Origin of the sequence: Streptosporangium sp. NPDC050284 (assembly GCF_044459525.1) — a bacterium.
Classification (GTDB): Bacteria; Actinomycetota; Actinomycetes; order Streptosporangiales; family Streptosporangiaceae; genus Streptosporangium.
This window is the reverse complement of record NZ_JBITIZ010000016.1, coordinates 75721-98060: the sequence shown is the minus strand read 5'-3', so window position 1 is coordinate 98060 and position 22340 is coordinate 75721. Positions and strand designations below refer to the sequence as shown.

Genomic DNA, 22340 nt, shown 5'->3' with positions numbered 1-22340 from the left:
ATCATCGTAATCCTGGTCAGGAGTCGGCTCGCTTGGCCAAATTTCCCTTTTCGGTTGATTCGTCCACTCCGCCCGTAGGAGCGGTCTGGCTCGCCGGAACCCCCTGAGCCACCGGAGCCTCCGAACCGGCCCGGTGTGTAGGGTCCGCCGAATCCCTCGGGTCCTTCCGGTCCGTGCTGTCCGTGCTGTCCGTGCCGTCCACCGAGTCCGTACGACCCGCCTGGCCCTCGGCACCGTAGCGAGAACGCAGCTCGACCGGCTTACGCCTGCCCGCCTTGCCGCGCACCCGGATGTTCAACAGCTCCACCAGCAGCGAGAACGCCATCGCGAAGTAGATGTAGCCCTTGGGGATGTGCTGCTCGAACCCCTCGGCGATGAGCACGACGCCGATCAGCACCAGGAAGGACAGGGCGAGCATCTTGATGCTCGGGTGCCGGTCCACGAAGCGGCTGATCGGCCCGGAGGCGATCAGCATCACGATGACCGAGACGATGACGGCCGCGATCATGACGCCCAGCTCGTCGACCATGCCGACCGCGGTGATCACCGAGTCGAGCGAGAAGACGACGTCGAGGATCATGATCTGGATGATCACCGAGGTGAAGGACGCGGACACCTTGCCCTCGGAGTGGTGGGAGTCCCCCTCCAGGCTGCCGTGCATCTCGTGGACGCTCTTGCCCAGCAGGAACAGTCCTCCGAGTATCAGGATCAGGTCGCGCCCCGATATCCCCTGCCCGAAGACCTCGAACATCGGCGTCGTGAGCCTCACCACCCACGACAGCGCGAACAACAGGAGGAGACGGCTGAGCAGGGCGACGGAAATACCGATCTTGCGTGCCCTGTCACGCTGCGCGGGCGGGAGCTTGCCCACCAGGATCGAGATGAAGATGATGTTGTCGATCCCCAGGACGATCTCCAGGGCGACAAGGGTGAAAAAACCTATCCATATCTCGGGGTTGGTCACCCAATCCATGGCCTTCTCCTTCTTCGACCGATTTCTTCGGCCAACGCTCGAACGCGCGATCATTCAGCCGGCTGAACCTTCTTCGGCTGACTCCAGGACGACCGGGAAAGGCCCCGAGTTCCTTCCTTTCGTCACAACTTCGCCGTCAATTCGCCGGACGCTCCCAGGCGCCCGCTCCTGCCCCGGATACCGGGTTGATCACCTTTCGGACTTGCGAGCCACCGCGGGGCGTCGGTTATAGTGCCTCCGTAGGTCATGAGTGCCAGTGACAAGCCCCGGCTCGCTGGCCGGCAACCCTCGCGTCCGCGGCGGGGTGCCCCGGGTGAGGACCTGGTCCGGCACGAGGTGTGCCGGGCAAGCGCGGGCTCCAGGCACCTATGCCATGGGTTGGGGTCCGATGACCTCGAAGGAGCCATGGCGTGTCCACCCTCACGATCCACACCCCCGTCACCTCGGCCACCACCGCCGTCCCCGAGACCCGCGCGTCCGGTGACCGGCCGATCCCGGCCGTGCTCGGCTCGGACCTGGAGGTCCCGGTCAGGGGCGGCAGGCTCGTCCGCTACGCCAACCTCGACTACGCCGCGAGCGCCCCCTGTCTGGAGCCGGTGAGCGCCGCCGTCGCCGCCGCGCTCCCGGCCTACTCCAGCGTCCACCGCGGCGCCGGGTACGCGTCCCAGCTGACCACGGCCCGCTACGAGCAGGCCAGGCACACGGTGCGGGCCTTCGTCGGCGCCCGCCCCGACGACTCGGTGATCTTCACCCGCAACACCACGGACGCGACCAACCTGCTGGCCCGCAGCCTGCCCGAGGGCACCACCGCCGTGGTCTTCGACACCGAGCACCACGCCTCGCTGCTGCCCTGGGAGCGGGTCGTGCGGCTCGCGGCCCCCGCCTTCCCCGGCGAGGCCGTCCGCGCCGTCGACGACACCCTCGCCTCGATCGACGGCCCCAAGCTGCTTGTCGTGACCGCCGCCTCCAACGTCACCGGGGAGCTGTGGCCGATCGCCGCGCTCGCCCACATCGCCCACCGCCACGGTGCCCGCGTCCTCGTCGACGCCGCGCAGCTCGTCCCGCACCGCCGCCTCAACCTGACGGCCCTCGACCTGGACTACGTGGTCTTCTCCGGCCACAAGCTCTACGCGCCGTTCGGCACGGGCGCGCTGATCGGCCGTTCCGACTGGCTCGCCGACGCCGAGCCGTACCTGCGGGGCGGCGGCGCGGCGAAGGCCGTGAACGACGACGACACCGAGTGGCACGACGACCCGGAGGCGCGGCACGAGGCCGGAACCCCGAACGTGCTGGGCGCCATCGCGCTCGCCGCGGCCTGCGACGCGCTGTCCGCCACCGGCTGGACCCCGCTGGTCCGCGAGGAGGAGCACCTCCTTCGGCGCCTGAGGGCGGGCCTCGCAGGTGTCCCCGGCGTCCACGAGCTCTCCCTGTGGGGCCCGGACCACCCGCGCGTCGGCATCGTCTCCTTCGTGGTGGACGGCTTCACCGCCCGCGAGATCGCCGAGGCCCTGTCCGGCGACTACGGCATCGGGGTCCGCGACGGCAAGTTCTGCGCCCATCCCTTCGTACGGCACCTGCTGGGCGCCAAGGACGGCGGCTGTGACGACGTCACCGCCTCCGCCGTCCGCGCCTCCATCGGCATCGGTACCACCTCCGAGCACGTCGACCGACTGATCGGCGCCCTGCGGGATCTTGCCTCGCGCGGCTGACGTGACAGCATGGCCCTATGACTGAAGGCGCGCGCCGTGAGCTGAGCGTGGGGATGGGGGCTGGAGCCGAAGCCGTACGGGGGGCGGACGGCAAGGAGCTCGCCACCGAGGACATGATCCTCAACATCGGGCCGCAGCACCCGTCCACGCACGGTGTGCTGAGGCTGCGGCTCACGCTGGACGGGGAACGGATCGGCTCCGCCGAGCCGATCGTGGGCTACATGCACCGGGGCGCCGAGAAGCTCTTCGAGGTGCGCGACTACCGGCAGATCATCGTGCTGGCGAACCGGCACGACTGGCTGTCGGCGTTCGCCAACGAGCTGGGCGTCGTGCTCGCGGTGGAGCGGATGCTCGGCATGGAGGTGCCGACGAGGGCGGTCTGGACGCGCACGCTGATGGCCGAGCTCAACCGGGTGCTCAGCCACCTGATGTTCCTCGGCTCCTACCCGCTGGAGCTCGGCGCGATCACCCCGGTCTTCTACGCGTTCCGGGAGCGCGAGACCCTCCAGGCCGTGATGGAGGAGATCTCCGGCGGGCGCATGCACTACATGTTCAACCGGGTCGGCGGCCTCAAGGAGGAGATCCCCGCGGGGTGGACGGGCCGGGTCGCCCAGGCCGTGGCCGATGTGCGGCGTCGACTGCCCGACATCGAGAACCTGATCGCCGACAACGAGATCTTCCTCGCCCGCACGCGCGGGGTGGGCGTCCTCGACCGCGAGACGATCATGCAGTACGGCGTGAGCGGCCCGATCGCCCGCGCCTCCGGCGTCGACGTCGACCTGCGCAGGGACGAGCCGTACCTCGCCTACGGCGAGTTGCCGGTGAAGGTCGTCACCCGGTCGGCGGGAGACTGCCACGCCCGGTTCGAGGTGCTGCTCGAACAGGTGAAGGTCTCCCTCGACCTGGCCGACGTCTGCGTGGAGCGGCTCCTCGACCTGCCCCCGGGGCCGGTCAACCAGCGCCTGCCCAAGGTGTTGAAGGTGCCCGAGGGCCACACCTACGCCTGGACGGAGAACCCGCTGGGCCTCAACGGCTACTACCTGGTCTCGCGCGGGGAGAAGACGCCGTGGCGGATGAAGCTCCGCTCGGCCTCCTTCAACAACGTCCAGGTGCTGCGCGAGATGCTCCCCGGCCACCTGGTCTCGGACATGGTCGCCATTTTGGGCTCGATGTTCTTCGTCGTCGGCGACATCGACAAGTAAGGCACGGTCGTAACCGCATGATCGAATCCGGCGGAGAGCAGGAGATGGCGACCGAGGTGCCTCCCGCCACGGACGGGTCACGGCGGGACCGGTACGTCGACTGGCTGCGCGCGCTCAGCCTGATCGTCGTGGTCGTCTGGCATTGGGCGTTCACGATCCTGCAGTGGGGGCCCGACGGCCCCTCGCCGACGAGCCCGCTGGGCTTCACCTCGGGGCTGTGGATCCTCACGTGGCTGCTGCAGGTGCTGCCGCTCTTCTTCTACGTGGGCGGATACGTCCACCTCCTGTCGTGGAACCGGGCCTGCGAGCGCGGGGTCGGCATCGGCACCTTCGTGTGGCGGCGCATCCGGAGCCTCGCGATCCCCGCGCTCGCGCTCGCCGGGACCTGGATCGTGTTCGGCGTGATCGTGACGTGGGCGTTCGGGATCGAGTGGATGGGCCGCGTGGTCCTGCTCGTCATCAGCCCGCTCTGGTTCATCGGCGTCTACCTCGTGCTGATCGCCCTGCTGCCGATCTCGCTCTGGCTGCACCGGCGCTACGACGTGCTCGCCCTGATCTGGCTGGCGGGGGCGGCGCTCGTCGTCGACGTGCTGCGGCTGCGCTACGGGTACGAGGCCGTGGGCTGGCTCAACATGATCATTGTCTGGGGGCTCGCCCACCAGGCCGGATTCTTCTACGACCGGGTGGTGGCGCTTCCCCGCCGCTTCGACGTCGCCATCCTGTGGACCGGACTGTTCGCCCTCTTCGGCCTGGTCTACTCGGGCATCTACCCCGGATCGATGGTGGGCGTTCCCGGCGACAAGCTGTCCAACATGGCGCCGCCCACCTTCGTCATCGTGGCCCTGCTGATCTTCCAGATCGGCCTGGTGGAGGTGCTGAGGCCGTCCATGGAACGCCTGCTCGTACGGCCCAGGTGGCAGCGCGTGAACGAGACGGTGAACCGGTTCGCGCTTCCGCTGTTCCTGTTCCACACGACCGGCATGGCGATCTGGGTGGCGCTCACCTGGTGGCTGGTGGGCAGCGGACCCGGCGAGAGAGTACGGCTGGACCTGTTCTGGTGGCTGGAGCGCCCTCTCGCCATCGCCGGAGCGCTGATCTGCACGCTTCCGGTCATCATGCTCTTCGGACGCCAGTGGACGGCGAGGCGACGCTAGCGCGGCGTCTCAGCGCTGCTCGTCACCCGTGGAGTCCTTGGGAACCCTGCAGCAGTGCTCCAGGTACAGGGCCGCGCAGACCAGCAGCACGCACGCCAGCAGCGACCCGCCGGTGATGAAGAAGTCCCTGCGGGGGACCTCCTGCTCCAACATCTCCACCGTGTACACGGTGAACCCGGCGAAGATCCCGCCGAAGACCGCGCCACCGAACGCGGAGGCCTTGGCGAGGGCGGCCAGACGGGCCACGGCGAGGGGCTCGACCGGCTCGGTGTCGGGCTTGCGCTCGATCCTGGCCTTCGTCATCCACCCGGTGTAGAACTCGCCGATCGCGAGCAGCAGCACCGTCGGGATCGCCGTCCACGGCACGGTCGGCAGGGACGAGTAGAGCGGTCTGAGCATCGCCCAGGTGAGGATCGCGAACACGATGAGGAGCCCGACGAGAACGCCGGGGCGGGTCGGCCTCACGCGGGCCCCCGCAGGATCAGGTCGGGACGCGGCCGTACGTAACCCTGGTCGAGACCGGCGAGCAGGTCGGCCACCCGGCGCCCGGACAGGACCGCTTCGGGATCGGCCCGCACCCAGGGGACCAGCACGAACGCGCGCTCGTGCGCTCTGGGGTGCGGCAGGGTGAGGTCGGGATCGTCCATCACGACGTCCCCCACGGTGATCAGGTCGATGTCCAGCGTGCGCGCTCCCCAGCGCTCCACGCGGACCCTGCCGAAGGTGTTCTCCACACTGTGAGCACGATCGAGGAGCGCCCGAGGTTCCAGCGCGCTCTCGGCGATCACCACCGCGTTGAGATAGGCGCCCTGCTCGGGACCGCCGACCGGGTCGGTCTCGTAGACCGGCGACACCGCGACGAACGTGAGCTCCGGCTTCTCGAAGAGGGCGTCGAGCGCGCCCCTCAGCGTCTCGAACCGGTCGCCCAGGTTGCTGCCGAGCGCCAGAACCACCCTCATGCCCGGCCCCGGGTGATCGTCACGATCACGTCGTCGAACGGCAGCGGGATCGGCGCGGCGGGTTTGTGCACGCTCACCTCCGCCACCTGGACGAGCTCGCGGGCGAGACAGACGTCGGCGAGGCGCTGGGCGAGGGTCTCGATCAGGTCGACCGGCTCGCCCCGCACGACCTCCGCCAGGTCCTCGGCGAGCTCGCCGTAGTGGACGGTCCTGGTCAGATCGTCCTCGGCCGCCGCCGGCGCCGTGTCGAGGAAGAGGGTGACGTCGACGACGAACTCCTGGCCGAGCTCCCGCTCCGCCGCCAGCACACCGTGCCGGCCGCGCACCCGCAGCCCCTTCAGGCTGATCCGGTCGGCGACCGCCCGGCCGGCCGCGTCCGACGGCAGGCCGTGCGCCGCGTTCCCGTACGCGCCGGGGGCCGGACTTTCCAGTGGATCTCGAAGCGAACCCTCGGCCGGGCCGCCCACCGGCTCGTCGGCCGGATCCCCGATCAGGTCGCTGACGCCGTCGTCGATCCGCAGGGGCGTCTCAGGAGACGAGGGGGTCTCGGCGTCGATCACGCGGCCTCCTCCTCCTCGTCCTCGTCGTCCCCCTGCAGCACGGGCGAGCCGTGGTGCAGCCAGAGCCGCCACCCCGCCGACGTCCGCACGAAGGTGTTGCTCGCGACCACCTTGCCCGCCGCGAAGCTGGCATCACCCTCGTCGCCGGCGGTGAGGATGTTCTCCTCGCAGGTGAGGATGGCGACGTCGCCCAGGACCATGACCCGGACGTCGGTCAGCACGAACTGGATGTAGGGCGTGTTGGCCATGATGAGCGCCCACGAGCGCAGCACCTCCTGCCGGCCGTTCACGATCGGCCAGCCGGGGTGGACGCAGCTCACCTGCTCACCCTCGATGTCCTCGGCCCAGATCTCGGTCATCCTGTCGAGGTCGGCGTCCTCGATGGCGGTGTAGAACGCCTGGTTGACCGTCTCGACGGCGGTGGTGTCGACGCTCATGATCTCGCTCCCTGAACTGCGGCAGCCACACGGACGGCGTCCGCGTTCGGGCGGACGTCGTGCACGCGTACACACCAGGCCCCCGCCTGCGCGGCGAGCGCGGTCACGGCGAGCGTGGCATCGTCACTACGACTGAAAGGGCGCGGCGCGCCGTCCTGGTCGGCCAGGAGGCGACCCAGGAAGCGTTTCCGCGAGGCTCCGATGATCAGCGGGTATCCCAGCTCTCCGAGCCTGTCGATGCCCGCGATCAGAGCCCAGTTGTGTTCGGGGTTCTTGGAGAAGCCCAGCCCCGGATCGAGCACGATCTGCTCCTCGGCCACGCCTTCGGCCAGCACGGAGGCGACCCGCTTGGCGAGCTCCTCGCGCACCTCGGTCACCACGTCGCCGTACACGGCCCTGCGGTCCATGGCGTGACTGTGCCCCCGCCAGTGCATCACCACGTACGGCACACCCGAGGCGGCCACGACCCTCGGCATCGCCGGGTCGGCGAGCCCTCCGCTCACGTCGTTGACCAGTTTCGCCCCGGCCTCCACGGCCATCTGAGCGACCTCGGCCCGCATGGTGTCGACGCTCACGGTGACGCCCTCGCGGCTCAGCCCCCTGATGACCGGCTCGACCCTGGCCAGTTCCTCCTCCAGGGGCACCCGCGCGGCGCCGGGCCTGGTGGACTCGCCGCCCACGTCGACGATGTCGGCGCCCTGCTCGACCAGCTCCAGGCCGTGACGTACGGCCACCACCGGGTCGAACCACCTGCCGCCGTCGGAGAAGGAGTCGGGAGTGACGTTGACCACGCCCATAACGAGGCACCGGCCCGCGTCCGGCAGCCCGGGCACACTCCACGTCGTCATGGCGACCAGCCTAGGCGTTGCGCACCATACGCCCGTCTCGTGGGTCCGGCTTGTGCCATAACGAATCCGCACACCCGTCACAGGGCGGACGGCCCTCGGGGACGTCTGGCCGGCATGCGTTCTCCTCCAGCTCCTGCGGACGCGGGCGGCGTACGCCCGGCGGCGTCCGACGCGAGCAACGTACCAGGCACCGATCGGCCGTGGCGGAGATTCAGGGCTTCCGGCCACAACCCTCCACAACGCGGAAACCCCGCCGGGGCCGCCGATCGGCGGTCCTGACGGGGTGTGTCTCGAATGCACGTGCGAAGGCGATCAGCGGATGATGAGGGCCATCGCCTCGGCGCGGGTCTTGTCACTGTCGCGGAAGCTTCCGCGCACGGCCGAGGTGATCGTCTTGGCACCGGGCTTGCGCACACCCCGCATGGTCATGCAGAGGTGCTCACATTCGATCACCACGATCACCCCCCGCGGCTCCAGCACGCTCATGAGCGCGTCGGCGATCTGGGAGGTCATCCTCTCCTGCACCTGGGGACGCCTGGCGTACACGTCGACGAGGCGGGCGAGCTTGGACAGGCCGGTGACCTGCCCCTTCTCGTTGGGGATGTAGCCGACGTGGGCGACGCCATGGAAAGGCACGAGGTGGTGCTCGCAGGTCGAGTAGACCTCGATGTCGCGGACGAGCACCATTTCGTCGTGGTCGACGTCGAAGACCGTGGTCAGGACGTCTTCCGGGGTCTGCCCCAGCCCGGCGAACTGCTCGGCGTAGGCGCGGGCGACCCTGGCGGGGGTCGCCTGGAGCCCGTCGCGGTCGGGATCCTCACCGATGGCGATGAGGATCTCACGGACAGCGTTTTCCAGCCGGACCGTGTCGACCTGGAGCGGCCTGGCACCCGCCACGCTCAGTTCACGTCCTTGGGTGCGGTGTCGGGGTGGCCCGTCCCGGCAGGAAGGGCGCCGTTGCCGTCGGCCTGCTCGCCCGGGGGAAGCGTGCCGTTGCCCGACTGCTCCTTGCGGGAGAGGATCGGCGGGCGGTTGGAGGGCAGCCGCTTGCCGTAGCCGGAGTAGGAAGGCCTCTTCTCCCTGACGACGACCGGGGCGAAGATCTGCAGGACCTGGTCGCGGGAGAGGGTCTCCTTCTCCATCAGCTCAAGCACCAGGTTGTCGAGCACGTCGCGGTATTCGACGAGGATCTCCCAGGCCTGGTCGTGGCCGGACTCGATGAGGCGGCGGACCTCCTCGTCGATCGTGGAGGCGATCTTCTCGGAGTAGTCGCGCTCGTGGCCCATCTCGCGGCCGAGGAAGACCTCACCGTTGCCGCTGCCGAACTTGCGGGCGCCGAGCTGCTCGCTCATGCCGTACTCGGTGACCATGCGGCGGGCGATGGAGGTGGCCTTCTCGATGTCGTTGGAGGCGCCGGTGGTGGGCTCGTGGAAGACGAGCTCTTCTGCCGTACGGCCACCGAGGAGCATCGCGAGCTGGTCCAGCATCTCCGAGCGGGTCGCGAGGAACTTGTCCTCCATCGGCAGCGTCATCGTGTAGCCGAGGGCGCGTCCGCGGGACAGGATCGTGATCTTGTGGACCGGGTCGGAGTTGGGCAGCGCGTGCGCGACCAGGGCGTGTCCGCCCTCGTGGTACGCGATGATCTTCTTTTCCTGGTCCGACATGAGGCGCGACTTGCGCTCGGGACCGGCCATCACCCGGTCGATGGACTCCTCGAGCAGCTCCATCGTGATCAGCTTCTGGTCGGCCCGCGCGGTGAGCAGCGCGGCCTCGTTGATCACGTTGGCCAGGTCGGCACCGGTGAAACCGGGCGTCCTGCGGGCGATGATGTCGAGGTCGACGCCCTCGGCGAAGGGCTTGCCGCGGCCGTGCACCTTGAGGATGCCCTTGCGGCCCTCCAGGTCGGGGCGGTCGACGGTGACCTGGCGGTCGAAACGACCGGGGCGCAGCAGCGCCGGGTCGAGGATGTCGGGCCGGTTCGTCGCGGCGATCAGGATCACGCCGCCCTTGACGTCGAAGCCGTCCATCTCGACGAGGAGCTGGTTCAGCGTCTGCTCGCGCTCGTCGTGGCCACCGCCGAGACCGGCACCGCGGTGGCGGCCCACCGCGTCGATCTCGTCGATGAAGATGATCGCCGGAGCGTTCGCCTTCGCCTGCTCGAACAGGTCGCGGACCCGGGAGGCGCCGACGCCGACGAACATCTCGACGAAGTCGGAACCGGAGATGGAGTAGAACGGCACCCCGGCCTCACCGGCGACGGCCCTGGCGAGCAGGGTCTTACCGGTCCCGGGCGGGCCGTAGAGCAGGACGCCCTTGGGGATCTTGGCGCCGATCGCCTGGAACTTCGCCGGGGCCTGCAGGAACTCCTTGATCTCCTGGAGCTCCTCGATCGCCTCGTCGGCACCCGCGACGTCGGCGAAGGTGGTCTTGGGGGTGTCCTTGGTGATGAGTTTCGCCTTCGACTTGCCGAAGTTCATCACCCGGGAGCCGCCGCCCTGCATCTGGTTCATGATGAACAGGAAGATCAGCACGATGATGACGATCGGCAGGAAGCTCACCAGGAGCCCGAGAAGGAAGTTCTCCCTGGGCACCTCGACGTTGTATCCGCCGGGCAGCTTGTTGGCCGCCTCCGCCGTCTGCAGCTTGTCGGCGAGCTGGATGCCCTGGCCGGTCACCCACATGGAGTAGTAGCGCTTCTTGTCGGTCAGAGTGACCTCGATGCGCTGGTCCTTGTCGATGATCTTGGCGTTGGAGACCTTGCCCTCGTCGATCCAGCTGACGATCTGTGAGGTGTCTCGCCTCTCGAAGTCGCCCTCACCGCCCCACATCGTGGTGACGAGAAGGAGCAGAACGACGATGCCCAGGATCCACAGCAGTGGCCCACGTGTAAATCGCTTGAGATCCATCCGATGCGGAACCCCGGCGGGCCCGTCCCTTCCTGACCAGAGCCTGGCAACCCCGGGCGAACCCGGGGCTCGCGGTATCCCTAACCGCTCCAACTGACTACCCAGAGACGGCGGGAGGCCACCTCTTCGGTTGTCCGAAGGTACACCGGCATGGCGCGCGGGGTCACCGCGCGGACAGACCGGCTTTGCCCTACCAACGTACGTCAGGTAGGTCCGTGTTCCCCGCCGCTATGGGCAATGTCCCCGTTTGTGAATGACACACTTCGCGCAGGGCGTACTTTTCAGCCCGCTCCGTATACGTGAGGGGCGAGAGTTCCGATGAAGGGAAGGTTGCGATAACGCTCGGCGTAGTCGAGGCCGTAACCGATCACGAACTCGTTGGGAATGTCGAAACCGATGTACTTCACGTCGATCGGCACCTTGATCGCGTCGGGCTTGCGCAGCGCGGCGCAGATCTCCACCGAGGCGGGGTTGCGCGACTTCAGGTTGTGGACCAGCCACGACAGGGTGAGACCGGAGTCGATGATGTCCTCGACGACCAGCACGTGGCGTCCCGCGATGTCGGTGTCGAGGTCCTTGAGCACCCGCACGACACCCGACGACCTGGTGCCCGCCCCGTAGGACGAGACGGCCATCCAGTCCATCTGCACGGGCAGGCGCAGGGCCCTGGCCAGGTCCGCCATCACCATGACCGCGCCCTTGAGCACGCCCACGATCAGCAGGTCCTGTCCCGCGTAGTCCTCGTCTATCCGGCTCGCGAGCTCCTTGATCTTGGCTTGGAGCTCTTCCTCGGGAATGAGGACCTTCGAGAGGTCCCGGCCCATGTCAGCTGCGTCCACCTGGGATTTTCCTTACGAAACGGGGCTGGCTGGCTGTCTGGCGAGTATCAGGGTGTCATACCGGCGAACCACCCTCACCCCCCCGGGCATCTCTACGCACCGCTGTCCTCGCCACGCGGTGACCAGACGGTCGACCTGGAGGACGTGCGAGGCCGCGAGTGTGCCCGGTGGCGCTCCCGCGTCGATCGCCGACCTGCGCAACACCCTCCGCCTCACCGCGACGGGAAGATCCTCCAGGTCCCGTACGGCCACCGTCACCGTCGCGATATCGCTAAGAGCGCAATCCCTCACGGCGACGCGGGCGTAGACCTCCCCGGCCCACGCGTCGAGCGCGTCGGCGTCGTCGCGGCACAGGGACGCGGTCCTGGCGAGCGCCTCGGCGACACCGGGGCCGAGCTCGTCCTCCAGGGCGGGCAGCAACCGCTCGCGGACCCGGACCCGGGTGTAGCGCGGGTCGAGGTTGTGCGGGTCGCCCCACGGGGACAGGCCGAGCGCCGCGCAGGCCGCGACGGTGGTCGCGCGGCCGAGTTCCAGCAGCGGCCGCCGATAGATCCCGGTCCGCGCGGGCATCCCGGCCAGCGACCTGGTGCCGCTCCCCCTGGCCAGCCCGAGCAGCACGGTCTCCGCCTGGTCGTCCCTGGTGTGCCCGAGCAGCACGGCCGCCGCTCCGAGGCGTTCCGCCGCCTCGGACAGAGCCGCGTACCTCGCCTGCCTCGCCGCGGCCTCCGGACCTCCGGAGGTGCCGACGGAGACGGGCAGCGCCTCGGCGAGATCGATTCCCAGCCCTGGCGCGAGCCGCACGACGTCGCCCGCACGCTCGCCCGAGCCCTCCTGCAGGCCGTGGTCGACGCTGAGCAGACCGGCGCGAAGCCCGGCGCGGGGCGCGGTGAAGCCCAGCGCGGCGGCCAGGGCGAGGGAGTCGGCGCCGCCGCTGCACGCGGCCAGCACGAGAGCACCGGGCTCCAGGTCGCCCAGTGCGAGCCGTACGGCACGTCGGACGTCGGCGACGGCGGGATGCGGACCCATGCCCGCCATTGTCCGCCCTGCCGGTCAGCCGACGGCACCCCCGGCGGGGATGGCCGGAGTGCCGTTCACCCTGGCGATCCAGCGCGTGGGATTGGAGATCTCATCCTGGGTGGGGAGCGTCTCCGGCGAGGACCAGACCTTGTTGAAGCCGTCGATGCCCACCTGTCCCACGACCGTGCGGACGAAGGCGGAGCCCTCGGCGTACTGCTTCATCTTGAGGTCGAGGCCGAGCAGCCTTCGGACCGTGCGGTCGAGACGGGACCCGCCCTCGCGACGGTGGTGGAACTTGGCGCGGATGTCGGCGACCGAGGGGACCACCGACGGGCCGACCGCGTCCATCACGTAGTCGCCGTGCCCCTCGACCAGGGTCATCACCGCGGTGAGCCGGTCGAGGATCACCTTCTGCTCGGGCGTCTGGATCGCGTCGATCAGGTTGCCCTCACCGCCCCTGACGACGTCCGTGAACGTGCCGGCGGCCGAGCGCAGCCGCTCAAGCAGCGCGGGCAGGTCGATGTCGGAGGCGAGCAGGAAGTCGGTCGTCTGCGACCTGACGTACTCGCGCAGCCAGGGGACACCGGTGAACTGCACCCGGTGGGTCTCCTCGTGCAGGCAGACCCAGAGGCGGAAGTCACGCGGGTTGACGTTGAGTTCCTGCTCGGCGTGGACGATGTTGGGCGCGACCAGCGTGAGGCGCCCCGTGGGCGCCTGGCCTGTCGGGTCGGGCGGCAGGAACAGCTCGTACTGCCCCAGGACGCGGGAGGCGAGGAAGGCCAGCACCGCGCCCACCTCGACCCCGGTGATGCGTGAACCCACGGCGCCCACGATCGCCGGCGCCTGGCTGCCCCTCGCCGCCATCCGTTCGGTGAGCGGCTCGAGCACCACCCGGAACCCGTCGATGTTGGCCTTGATCCAACCCGGTCTGTCGACGACGGTCGCGGTCTGCGGCGCGGTCTCGGTGTCGATTCGGGTGAACTCGCGGACATGCCCCTCGGCCTCGCGCGAGAGCCGCCGTAAGTCGGCGACGGCCTGCCGGGCCTCCTCTCGGCTCACTTGCGGCCCGGGGCGCACCAGGCGCGTTCCGGTCGCTACGGCAAGATCCCAGTCGATCACCTGCATACCGTCCACCGTACGTGCTCTCCCCCCGAGTCGCGCACCCGGAACCTGTGATCAACCGGCGGCGACCGCGGCGGCGAGCCTGTCGAGGGCCGCCTCCGCCTTGCCCCAGCCGGGCGGGACCTTGTCCGCCATGAAGGCGAAGGTCACCATGCGTCCGCCCCGCGTGGTGGTCATGCCCGCCAGCGTGTTGACCCCGTCGAGGGTGCCCGTCTTGGCGCGGATCAGCCCGTAGGCGGAGTGGAGCTTGTCGAACCTGTGCCCGAGGGTGCCGCTGAAGCCGGCGATCGGCATACCGCTGATGATCGGGTGCAGGCCGGGGTTGGCCGGGGAGGCCGCCGCCGCGACCAGGCGGGCGAGCGCCTCGGGGGCGATGCGGTTCTTCGGCGACAGCCCGCTGCCGTCGAACACCAGCACACCCTTCGCCGCGCCGAGCCTGGTCAGCACCTTGCCGACGGCCGCGGCGCCGCCCTCGAAGGAGGCCGGCTCCCCCTCCTTGATCGCCACATGCCTGGCCAGCGCCTCCGACAGGTCGTTGTCGCTGAGCGTGAGTGCCCGCTCGACCAGGGCGTAGACCGGCGCGGAGTCGACCCTCGCGATCTCCTGTGCGCCCGCCGGGGCCTTGGACCGTCTGGCGGACTTGGAGACCGTGATCCCGTACTTCGACAGCAGCGACACGAACGCGCCGTGCGCCGTGCGGGAGGGGTCGGAGACCCGCTGGTCGCTTCCCCGCGAGACCCGGCCCTCGTCGACCATGAGCGCCGTGACGGGGGCGACGCTCCCCTCGGGCACGTAGCCGGGCTTCCACGTGGCGGCGGTGCGCGGCCCGGTGTAGAGGAAGTCGTCGTAGGCGACCGTCACCTTGGACACCCCGGCCTCCTTGAGCGCCCTGGCGGTGCGTGCGGCGAGGACGGCGAGCGAGGCGGGCCGGGGGTAGACCGGGCTCGCCGCCGTTTTGGGACTCGCCAGGGTGGGGTCACCGCCCCCGACGAGGATGATCGAGCCCGGCGAGGATCCCCGCACCACGCGGGTGCTCAGCCTGGCGTCGGGTCCCAGCGAGGCCATCGACGCGACCGCGGTGACGACCTTGGTGGTGGAGGCGGGGGTGATGCCCGTGGCGGCCCCGCTGTCGAAGAGCAGGGCGCCCGTCTCCGCGTCGAGAACCGCGGCCCCGACACTTCGTCCCAGCGCGGGGTCACCCAGCGCCTCGGTCAGCCGCCCCGCCAAAGTACCCTTGGCGGGGAGAGGGCCGCTCCCCCCCGCAGCCAGCACCGGACCCGCGGTGATGACCGGGACGGGAGGCGGCTCGGCCGACACGACGACCGTCTCAGGCTCACCCGCGACCAGCACACCACTGGCGAGCAGGTGCGCCCCGGCCGCGACGACGAAAACCTGCAGCAGGACGAGAGTGACCAAGGCCACCCACCGCTCACGCCGCATTACCGTCGCCGTCCTCTCATCATCCGTATCCAAAAGGCATAAAACGCCTACGAGACATTAACGCCCAACCGGGGGTGCCCGGGGGGTTGAGTGGAGGAAACGCGGTGGAGTTCGACGTTCTCGTTGAGATTCCCAAGGGGCAACGGAACAAGTACGAGGTGGACCACGAGTCAGGCCGCATCAGGCTCGACCGCATGCTCTTCACCTCCACGCAGTATCCCGCCGACTACGGCTTCATCGAAGACACCCTCGGCGAGGACGGTGATCCTCTCGACGCCCTGGTGCTTCTCCAGGAGCCGACCTTTCCCGGCTGCCTGATCAAGTGCCGGGCGGTCGGCATGTTCCGTATGACCGACGAGAAGGGCGGCGACGACAAGGTTCTGTGCGTCCCCGCCACCGACCCCCGGATGGAACACATTCGCGACATCCACCACGTTCCCGAGTTCGACCGCCTGGAGATCCAGCACTTCTTCGAGGTCTACAAGGACCTGGAGCCCGGCAAGTCGGTCGAGGGCGCCAACTGGGTCGGCAGGGTGGAGGCGGAAGAGGAGATCGTCCGCTCCATCAAGCGCGCCAAGGACGACACCCACGGAAAGCACTGATCCTTGACCGGATTATTACCCGGTCCTCAGCCCGCTCCCCAACCGTTCGCCCTCTGACCGATCATCCTCTGACCGACTCACACTCCCCGACGGTTCGCCCCCCTGAACAGTCACTCCCTGACCGGTCACCCTCCGAACGGTCACCTCTCAGCCGATCGTCCTCTGGCCGGTCGTCACGCGGGACGGGTCGCGCCGACAAGATCGCTGCGCCACATCGGCGCGACCCTCACCACGTCACCCGTCTGCGGGGCGTGCACCATCAGCCCTCGGCCGACGTAGATCCCCACATGGTGGATGTCTCCGGGATCGCTCGTGATCTGCCCGTAGAAGAGCAGGTCACCCCGCTGGAGCTCACTGAGCCGCACGTGCGGGCCCGCGGTCCACTGGGTGCCGGTCCAGTGGTCCAGGGCGACCCCCACCCGCTCCCAGGCCCGCATGGTCAGCCCCGAGCAGTCGTAGGCGGACGGCCCGGCGGCCGCCCACACGTACGGCTTGTCGAGCTGGGTGAGCGCCCAGTCGGCGGCGATGTCGCCCCTGGCGGAACCGGCCGTCACATTGAGCGCCCAGCGCGAAGCGGGCTCTCCCGAGGCCACCGCCATCCGCGCCGCCTCTCGGCGCACCGCGGCGGCCTGTTGTCGAGCGCGCTCGGCGCTCTCCCTCGCGATTCTGGCCTGCTCCAGGGCCGCCTCGCGCCTCCTGGCGAGCAGGTCGGCGGCGTCGCGCGCCTCGTCGGCCAGCCTCTCCAGCCGAGCCTGCTCCTCCTTGATCCGCCGGGTCTCCTCGACCTGCTCGGCGACGGCCTCCTCGGCGGCGAGCTTCGCCTCCTCGGCCCTCGCCTGCGCCGCCTGTCGCTCGGTGTAGGCGTCGTCCGCCTGCGCCTTGAGGATCGCGAAGACCTCCTGGGCGTCCCGCAGCTGCTTGAGCGTCTCCGCCTGCCCCCCGCCCATGTGGGCCAGGATGCTGGCCCGACGCAGATAGCCGTCGTCCATGGGGCCGCCGCTGTCGGTCATCATCGCCACCATGGGCTGGGTGATGTCCAGACCGCCGTAGCTCTGAGCGGTGATCGCGGCCACCGCCTCACGGGCCTCCCCGACCTCCAGGCCCGCCGTCCTCGCCCGCTCCGCCGCCTGCTCCGCGAGCTCCTTGGCGCGAGCCGTCTTGACCAGCTCCCCGTTGTACGACTCGACGAGGCGCTCCGCCTCGGCGACCAGCTCCTCCAGCCTGGCCTGCGCCTCGGCGACCTGAACCGTGGTCGCGCCGAGCCTCTCACCTCGCTCGCGGGCGACGGCCCGCGCTTCGGCGACCTCACCCGCCGACGGAGCCGGTACGCCGCCCCGTACGGCGTCGTCGGCCGGTCCCGGCCGGCCGGGAACAGCGCCGGCGGGGAGCCCCGGCCCGGCGATCAGGCAACAGGCGAGGCCCGCCACCGCGGCGGCATGACGGCGCCGTCTGACTGAATGCATGCGTCTCCCCCCGGAGTCCCCCTTGTCACCGCCTCTGCGCGGTCTGGCCACGTGTCGCGGTCTTGTCCGCGCGACGCGGCGCGACGCGACGCGTCACCGCATGCCAGGCGGCCTACCTCAGCATTCCCGTTCGTCACTCTTCACACACATGTCGCTCACTCACCGTAGTCATCGCCCGCCACACTATCCCCACCGTCAGGGGTCCCGGCCCCCGAATCTTCACGCCCGGCGCCTTGTACGACGAATGCGCGACGGTTTTCCCGCCGAACGTCTGTCCGCTCGCGATCCGCGCTGGTCGAGATCCGTTCCGGACCCTCCAAGGACCGCCCAGGACCGGTGGACGCGGGCCGGGAATCGTCAGGGATCCGCCCCTGGCCGGACGTCGGGCGGTCTGGGTTGGCAGGCGAACGTCGCGGATGGGTGAACGGCGGCCGGAGATCCGCTCGCGGAGGTCCGGGTTCGGCTCGCGGAGGTCTCGGGTCGGTCCGTCGAGGTGTCGGGGCCGCGCGCGGAGGCCTGCGCCCTCCCCTCGGGCCTGTCACGTCGCCCGGTGACCTTGGATTCGCCCGCGGAGGTGCCGAGTCCTCCTGGGGAGAGCCTGGGGCCGTCCACGGGGGCGCCGGGTTCGCCGGGTTCGCCGGCCGATGAGGAGTTCGGCAGCGGCGGGGGGAGTGTCCGTGGTGATCACGGGACGGGTGGTGCCTGTCCGGCGTGCCGATCCCGGGGGACCCCGGCGGCACCGGCGACAGGGGTGGAGAGGGCAGGGCCGGGTTCTCCGCAGGAGCGGCCGGACGGTCGACCGCTCCATCATCCGGCGATCCGTCATCGGATGCCCCTTCGCCGGACGACCCGTCACCGACCGGACCGGGTGGCCCTTCGCCCGGAGGTTCGTCACCCGGTTGCCGAGACCCGCTCTCCCCCCGGTGGCCGATCGGGTCCGGTGCTCCCGGCCGCCGGTCGCTCCGCAGCTCGGGTCCGGTGGCACTGACCGGCTCCGTCACCCCGAGCGATCCGATCCGCTCGACGGCCGCCCCCTCCCCGACGGGTTCCGACGTCACGGGCGCGCCTTCTCGCCGGGATTCTCCTGGTCTCCAGGAGTCCGAAGGCTCCAGCACCGCCGGGAACGCGTCCGAGGCGACACCGGACCCCGTGCCCTGCGGCCCGATCCCCGTCTGGACCAGGACCAGGGCCAGCGCCGTCATCGCGGCGACCGCAGCCGCGCCGGCGAGCACGTAGGGCCTGCGACGGCTCCCGCGAACCCTGTCGACGGGGAACCCGGCACCGTCGAGAGGGCCGGCCCGATCGGCGACGTCGCGCCGGTAGGGGACCCGCTCGGGGTCGGTGAAGTGACTCATCACCCACGCGCGCAGCGTGGGCGGCAACGCGACGAGGGGGAGCAGGTCGTAGACCTTCGCCGCGGAGACCTGCCTGACCCGGTGTGGGGCGCAGGTGTCGCAGCGGTTCACGTGACGGATGACCCGCTCGCGCGCCTCCGGCGTGAGCTCGCCGCCGAAACCGGTCAGCATGCGGGCCCGGCTCGCGCAGTCGTAGGGCCCCTTGCGGACGAGGACCTCCGCGGTGACGACGTCGCGCAGGCGCTCCCTCGCCGACTCGTACAGCGCGCCCGCGACCTTGGGGGTGACACCCAGGACCGCGGCGAGGTCGATGGGGCCGAAGCCGTGGCGGCAGCTCAGGTCGAGGATCTCCCGGTCGTCGGGCGACAGGCTCCGGGTGGCGTTCCAGGCCATCACCCGCAGGTCCGCGTCGTCTCCGGCGGCGACCACCGGGGCGGGGTCCTGCGAGCCGTGCCCCTCGTCGAGATCACGCCGTACGCACTCCCCCCGAGCGAGTGCGTACAGCCACGCCTCCAGCCGACGGGCGTCGGTGAGCGCGTGAATGTGGGCCTCGGCGGCGACGAGGGTGTCGAGGAGTGCCGACTCGGCGGCGCCGGAGGTGGCGAGCATTGAACGGCAGTATCGGTAGACGCTTTCCGCGTATGAGTCGTAGAGATCGGCGAGGGCTCCGGGACTCCTCGCACACAGCGCTGCGACCAGGGCACCGTCAGTCATGTAATCGAAGGTAAGCGCCGAGTAACCGTGGATGCAGCACTTCACGGACGGCAACTTCGATTGTCTTTAAAATGTCATCGAATCAAGTAAGAATTCGACGTGAATGACAATCATAAATACCAAAGAATTGCTATATGACCCGAATTGTTCGTGCATATCGGAGCACTGGGGAAGGTCGCCCGACCGCGGGCGTCCGGCCCCGCGGTCAGGGACGGACGACCACGGGCGGACGGCCGGAACATCCGACGATCACGGACGAACGACCACGGTCGAACGATGACGGTCGAACGATGACGAGCCCTCGGCGATCACCGACGAACGGCCACGGGCCGGTCAGAGCGTTCGGCGATCACTCACGGACGGCCGGCACCCGCGAGGGGCGCCTGCCTGCCCCGGTCCTTGGCGAACGGGGGCATCTTCGGCTTGACCGTGTTCAGAGGCAGGGAACCGCCGAGTGCGAGCTGCTCGAAGGGACGGCTGCTCGATCCCCAGGTGCGCGCGCTCACCTCGGCGGAGGCGATGTCGCGGGTGTTCTGGACGCTCTTGATCTGCATGATGAACCGGCGCTTCTGCCCCGCCTGGACGTTGTCCACGAACGTGCTCCCGCCGCCGAGCAGCTTGCCCCGCTTGTCGCGCAGGAGCGCGGTGACGGCCAGGCTGCGGGCCGGTATCACGTACGGGGTGCCGACGTAGCCGGTGACGAGGTAGTCGCCGTCGGCGGTGCGGTCGGTCAGCACCTCGCGGATCGGGAAGGGCTGGAACGCCGAGACGATCCGGCCCGCCTGGTGCCAGTGCGCCGGACGGTACGTGATGCTCACGGTGGCCGGTTTGTCCTGGGCCACCGCCTGGCCGGTGAAGGGGAGCGTCCCCGCGGGGGGTACGGCGTCCAGCGGTTGTTCGAGCCGGATGACCTCCTTGCCCTGGGAGTTCTTGGCCACCACGGTGGCCACGACGTGCTCGCCGAAGTGCCACGGGTTGGTGTTGGCGAGCACTCCTGCCCAATTCACCACATACCCATCGTCACCCTTGACGATGGAGGAAGCCTGCTCCCTGACCGCGAGCGGTTGGAGCGCGGCGGCCTGCTTCGTCTCCTCGTCTTCGGTGCATCCGGCGCATCCGATGAGGAGGAGGGCGAGGGCGCCGACGATTCGGGTGCTGTGCGTCACCTAGCCGTGATAACCGGCCTGCGGCCCCCCGCCCACCTGGACACGCCGGAAACGGCCGGAGTCTTTACCTCTGCCGGACCACTCTGGCCTCGTCCCATACCGGTTCGGATGATTCGTAGACCTTTCCGTCGGCGCCGAAGACCAGGTACCGGTCGAAGTCATCGGCGAACCAGCGGTCGTGGGTGACGGCGACCACGGTCCCGTCAAAGGCGTCCAGCCCCTCCTGGAGAGCCTCGGCGCTGGCCAGGTCGAGGTTGTCGGTCGGCTCGTCCAGCAGCAGCAGAGTGGTGCCCGACAGTTCGAGCAGCAGGATCTGCAACCTCGCCTGCTGGCCGCCGGAGAGCGTCTCGAAGCGCTGCTCGGCGATGGTCCCGGCCAGCTCGTAGCGCGACAGCACCTTCATCGCCTCGTTCTTGAGCCGGGCGTGCTCGGTCATGACGATCTCGCAGGGCGTCCGGCCGATGAGCTCGGGGCGTGCGTGCGTCTGGGCGAAATGGCCGGGGACGACCCGTGCGCCGAGCCTGGCCACACCGGTGTGCCCGACCTCCTCCCCGGCGATCAGACGCAGGAAGTGCGACTTGCCCGAGCCGTTGGAACCCAGCACCGCGACCCGCTCGCCGTACCAGATCTCCAGGTCGAACGGCTTCATCAGACCGGTGAGCTCCAGCTTCTCGCAGATCACCGCCCGCTTCGCGGTCCGGCCGCCCTTGAGCCGCATGCTGATGAACTGCTCCTTGGGCGCCGCCTCCGGCGGCCCGGCCTCCTCGAACCTGCGCAGCCTGGTCTGGGCCGAGTGGTACGCCGCGGCCATGGTGTCCATGTACTTGGCCTTCTGCTTCAGCATGAGGACCAGGCGCTTGATCTTGGCGTGCTCCTCGTCCCAGCGCTTCTTCAGCTCGTCGAGACGCTCGTTGCGCTCCCTGCGCGCCTGGGCGTACGTACGAAACCCTCCGCCGTGCACCCAGATGTTGCCGGACTCGACGGTGATGATCCGGTCGGCCGCGTTGGCCAGGAGCTCCCTGTCGTGGCTGACCAGCAACACCGTCTTGGCCGTCTCGCGCAGCGCCCGCTCCAGCCAGAGCTTGCCCGGCACGTCCAGGTAGTTGTCCGGCTCGTCGAGCAGCAGCGTCTGGTCGGGCCCTCGCAGTAGCGCCTCCAGCACCAGCCGCTTCTGCTCACCGCCCGACAGCGTGTTGACCTCGCGATACTTGCAGTCGTCGTACGGCATGCCGAGGGCGGCCATCGTGCAGGTGTCCCAGAGCACCTCGATGTCGTAGCCGCCCGCGTCGGTGTAGTCGGTGATGGCCTGCGCGTAGCGCATCTGCGCCTTCTCGTCCTCGCGCTCCATCATCACGAGCTCGGCGGCCTCAAGCTGCTCGGCCGCCTGCCGAACACGCTGCGGGGCGACGCTGACCAGCAGGTCGTGGACGGACCTGCCGTCGCGGATGCTGCCGATGAACTGCCGCATGATGCCCAGGCCACCGGAGCTGGCGACACTCCCGTCGACCGGCTGCAGGTCGCCCGCGATCAGCCGCATCAGCGTCGTCTTACCCGCCCCGTTGGGCCCGACGAGCGCCGCCTTGACCCCCTCGCCGACCCGGAAGGACACATCGTCCAGCAGCGGCCGCCCATCCGGCAGAACGTACGTCAGATGCCCGACCTCAACATGTGCCACTGCGCTTCCCTCTTTCCAAGTCCCCGCGCAGGCTACATGCCGGTTTCAGGTCCGGCATCCCGATTCCAGCCGGTACGGCCTGACGATCCGGTCGTCATGCCCACGGCGAGCAGATCGCCCCAGTTCTCGTGAGCCGGTGAACTCTTCCCGAGACACATCGCCGCCGAGCCGTACGGGATCCCGCGTGGGCCCCCGCCGC

20 protein-coding genes and 1 riboswitch are annotated in these 22340 nt (G+C 69.6%); of the genes, 4 read left to right on the top strand and 16 right to left on the bottom strand.

Annotated elements, in window-relative coordinates; genetic code table 11:
* Window positions 1–16: 16 nt before the first annotated feature.
* Window positions 17–973 (bottom strand): TerC family protein, encoded by a 957-nt coding sequence (locus tag ACIBH4_RS31435; RefSeq protein WP_362764689.1) that lies wholly within the window; start codon window positions 971–973, stop codon window positions 17–19.
* A 242-nt stretch (window positions 974–1215) separates the two neighbouring features.
* A riboswitch (SAM riboswitch) is annotated at window positions 1216–1331 on the top strand.
* 52 nt (window positions 1332–1383) lie between these two features.
* Here ACIBH4_RS31435 and ACIBH4_RS31430 point away from each other — a divergent pair.
* Genes ACIBH4_RS31430 through ACIBH4_RS31420 form a run of 3 tightly spaced genes read left to right on the top strand, consistent with a single transcriptional unit; the run spans window position 1384 to window position 5038 of the window.
* Window positions 1384–2682 carry an aminotransferase class V-fold PLP-dependent enzyme gene (locus ACIBH4_RS31430; protein WP_399173332.1) on the top strand — a complete coding sequence of 433 codons (1299 nt, stop codon included), beginning with the start codon at window positions 1384–1386 and terminating at the stop codon, window positions 2680–2682.
* A 17-nt stretch (window positions 2683–2699) separates the two neighbouring features.
* Window positions 2700–3884 (top strand): NADH-quinone oxidoreductase subunit D, encoded by a 1185-nt coding sequence (locus ACIBH4_RS31425; protein WP_362510290.1) that lies wholly within the window; start codon window positions 2700–2702, stop codon window positions 3882–3884.
* A 17-nt stretch (window positions 3885–3901) separates the two neighbouring features.
* Window positions 3902–5038, top strand: coding sequence for an acyltransferase (locus ACIBH4_RS31420; RefSeq protein WP_362510287.1), 1137 nt, complete (start codon window positions 3902–3904; stop codon window positions 5036–5038).
* A 9-nt stretch (window positions 5039–5047) separates the two neighbouring features.
* Here ACIBH4_RS31420 and ACIBH4_RS31415 read toward each other — a convergent pair whose 3' ends face one another.
* The 11 genes from ACIBH4_RS31415 to dacB all read right to left on the bottom strand — a co-directional run bounded on the left by ACIBH4_RS31415 (window position 5048) and on the right by dacB (window position 15148).
* On the bottom strand, window positions 5048–5503 hold the full coding sequence (locus ACIBH4_RS31415) for a DUF3180 domain-containing protein (RefSeq protein ID WP_362510284.1): 456 nt from the start codon (window positions 5501–5503) through the stop codon (window positions 5048–5050).
* The gene (gene folK / locus ACIBH4_RS31410; protein ID WP_362510281.1) at window positions 5500–5997 is read right to left on the bottom strand and encodes a 2-amino-4-hydroxy-6-hydroxymethyldihydropteridine diphosphokinase; all 498 of its coding nucleotides are present in this window, start codon (window positions 5995–5997) and stop codon (window positions 5500–5502) included. Before folK ends, ACIBH4_RS31415 begins: the two co-directional genes overlap by 4 nt.
* Window positions 5994–6383 carry a dihydroneopterin aldolase gene (gene folB / locus ACIBH4_RS31405; RefSeq protein WP_362510860.1) on the bottom strand — a complete coding sequence of 130 codons (390 nt, stop codon included), beginning with the start codon at window positions 6381–6383 and terminating at the stop codon, window positions 5994–5996. Before folB ends, folK begins: the two co-directional genes overlap by 4 nt.
* Window positions 6384–6553: 170 nt before the next feature.
* Entirely contained in the window at window positions 6554–6994 is a 441-nt protein-coding gene (locus ACIBH4_RS31400) for a nuclear transport factor 2 family protein (protein WP_362510278.1), read from the bottom strand.
* A complete protein-coding gene (gene folP, locus ACIBH4_RS31395) occupies window positions 6991–7842 on the bottom strand; it encodes a dihydropteroate synthase (protein WP_362510275.1) in 852 nt (283 codons plus the stop codon). The genes ACIBH4_RS31400 and folP overlap by 4 nt, the downstream gene beginning before the upstream one ends.
* A 312-nt stretch (window positions 7843–8154) precedes the next feature.
* A complete protein-coding gene (gene folE / locus ACIBH4_RS31390; protein WP_362510272.1) occupies window positions 8155–8739 on the bottom strand; it encodes a GTP cyclohydrolase I FolE in 585 nt (194 codons plus the stop codon).
* A gap of 2 nt (window positions 8740–8741) precedes the next feature.
* Window positions 8742–10748, bottom strand: coding sequence for an ATP-dependent zinc metalloprotease FtsH (gene ftsH, locus ACIBH4_RS31385; protein WP_362510269.1), 2007 nt, complete (start codon window positions 10746–10748; stop codon window positions 8742–8744).
* 281 nt (window positions 10749–11029) lie between these two features.
* Window positions 11030–11587, bottom strand: coding sequence for a hypoxanthine phosphoribosyltransferase (hpt, locus tag ACIBH4_RS31380; RefSeq protein ID WP_362510266.1), 558 nt, complete (start codon window positions 11585–11587; stop codon window positions 11030–11032).
* 12 nt (window positions 11588–11599) lie between these two features.
* Complete coding sequence (gene tilS / locus ACIBH4_RS31375; protein WP_362510263.1) at window positions 11600–12613, bottom strand: tRNA lysidine(34) synthetase TilS; 1014 nt, start codon at window positions 12611–12613, stop codon at window positions 11600–11602.
* 24 nt (window positions 12614–12637) lie between these two features.
* The gene (locus tag ACIBH4_RS31370) at window positions 12638–13729 is read right to left on the bottom strand and encodes a zinc-dependent metalloprotease (protein WP_362510857.1); all 1092 of its coding nucleotides are present in this window, start codon (window positions 13727–13729) and stop codon (window positions 12638–12640) included.
* Window positions 13730–13780: 51 nt separating this feature from the next.
* Window positions 13781–15148, bottom strand: a complete 1368-nt coding sequence (gene dacB / locus ACIBH4_RS31365) for a D-alanyl-D-alanine carboxypeptidase/D-alanyl-D-alanine-endopeptidase (RefSeq protein ID WP_362764692.1) — start codon at window positions 15146–15148, stop codon at window positions 13781–13783.
* Between the two features lie 122 nt (window positions 15149–15270).
* Between dacB and ACIBH4_RS31360 the strand changes: the two genes are divergently transcribed.
* The gene (locus ACIBH4_RS31360; protein ID WP_350941556.1) at window positions 15271–15768 is read left to right on the top strand and encodes an inorganic diphosphatase; all 498 of its coding nucleotides are present in this window, start codon (window positions 15271–15273) and stop codon (window positions 15766–15768) included.
* A gap of 173 nt (window positions 15769–15941) precedes the next feature.
* Here ACIBH4_RS31360 and ACIBH4_RS31355 read toward each other — a convergent pair whose 3' ends face one another.
* The 4 genes from ACIBH4_RS31355 to ACIBH4_RS31340 form a co-directional block, all read right to left on the bottom strand.
* Window positions 15942–17231, bottom strand: coding sequence for a C40 family peptidase (locus tag ACIBH4_RS31355; protein ID WP_362510257.1), 1290 nt, complete (start codon window positions 17229–17231; stop codon window positions 15942–15944).
* Window positions 17232–17386: 155 nt separating this feature from the next.
* Window positions 17387–19300, bottom strand: a complete 1914-nt coding sequence (locus ACIBH4_RS31350; protein WP_362764695.1) for a sigma-70 family RNA polymerase sigma factor — start codon at window positions 19298–19300, stop codon at window positions 17387–17389.
* Window positions 19301–19653: 353 nt separating this feature from the next.
* Entirely contained in the window at window positions 19654–20466 is an 813-nt protein-coding gene (locus ACIBH4_RS31345; RefSeq protein ID WP_362764698.1) for a hypothetical protein, read from the bottom strand.
* A gap of 64 nt (window positions 20467–20530) precedes the next feature.
* A complete protein-coding gene (locus ACIBH4_RS31340; protein WP_362510249.1) occupies window positions 20531–22141 on the bottom strand; it encodes an ATP-binding cassette domain-containing protein in 1611 nt (536 codons plus the stop codon).
* Between the last annotated feature and the right edge of the window lie 199 nt (window positions 22142–22340).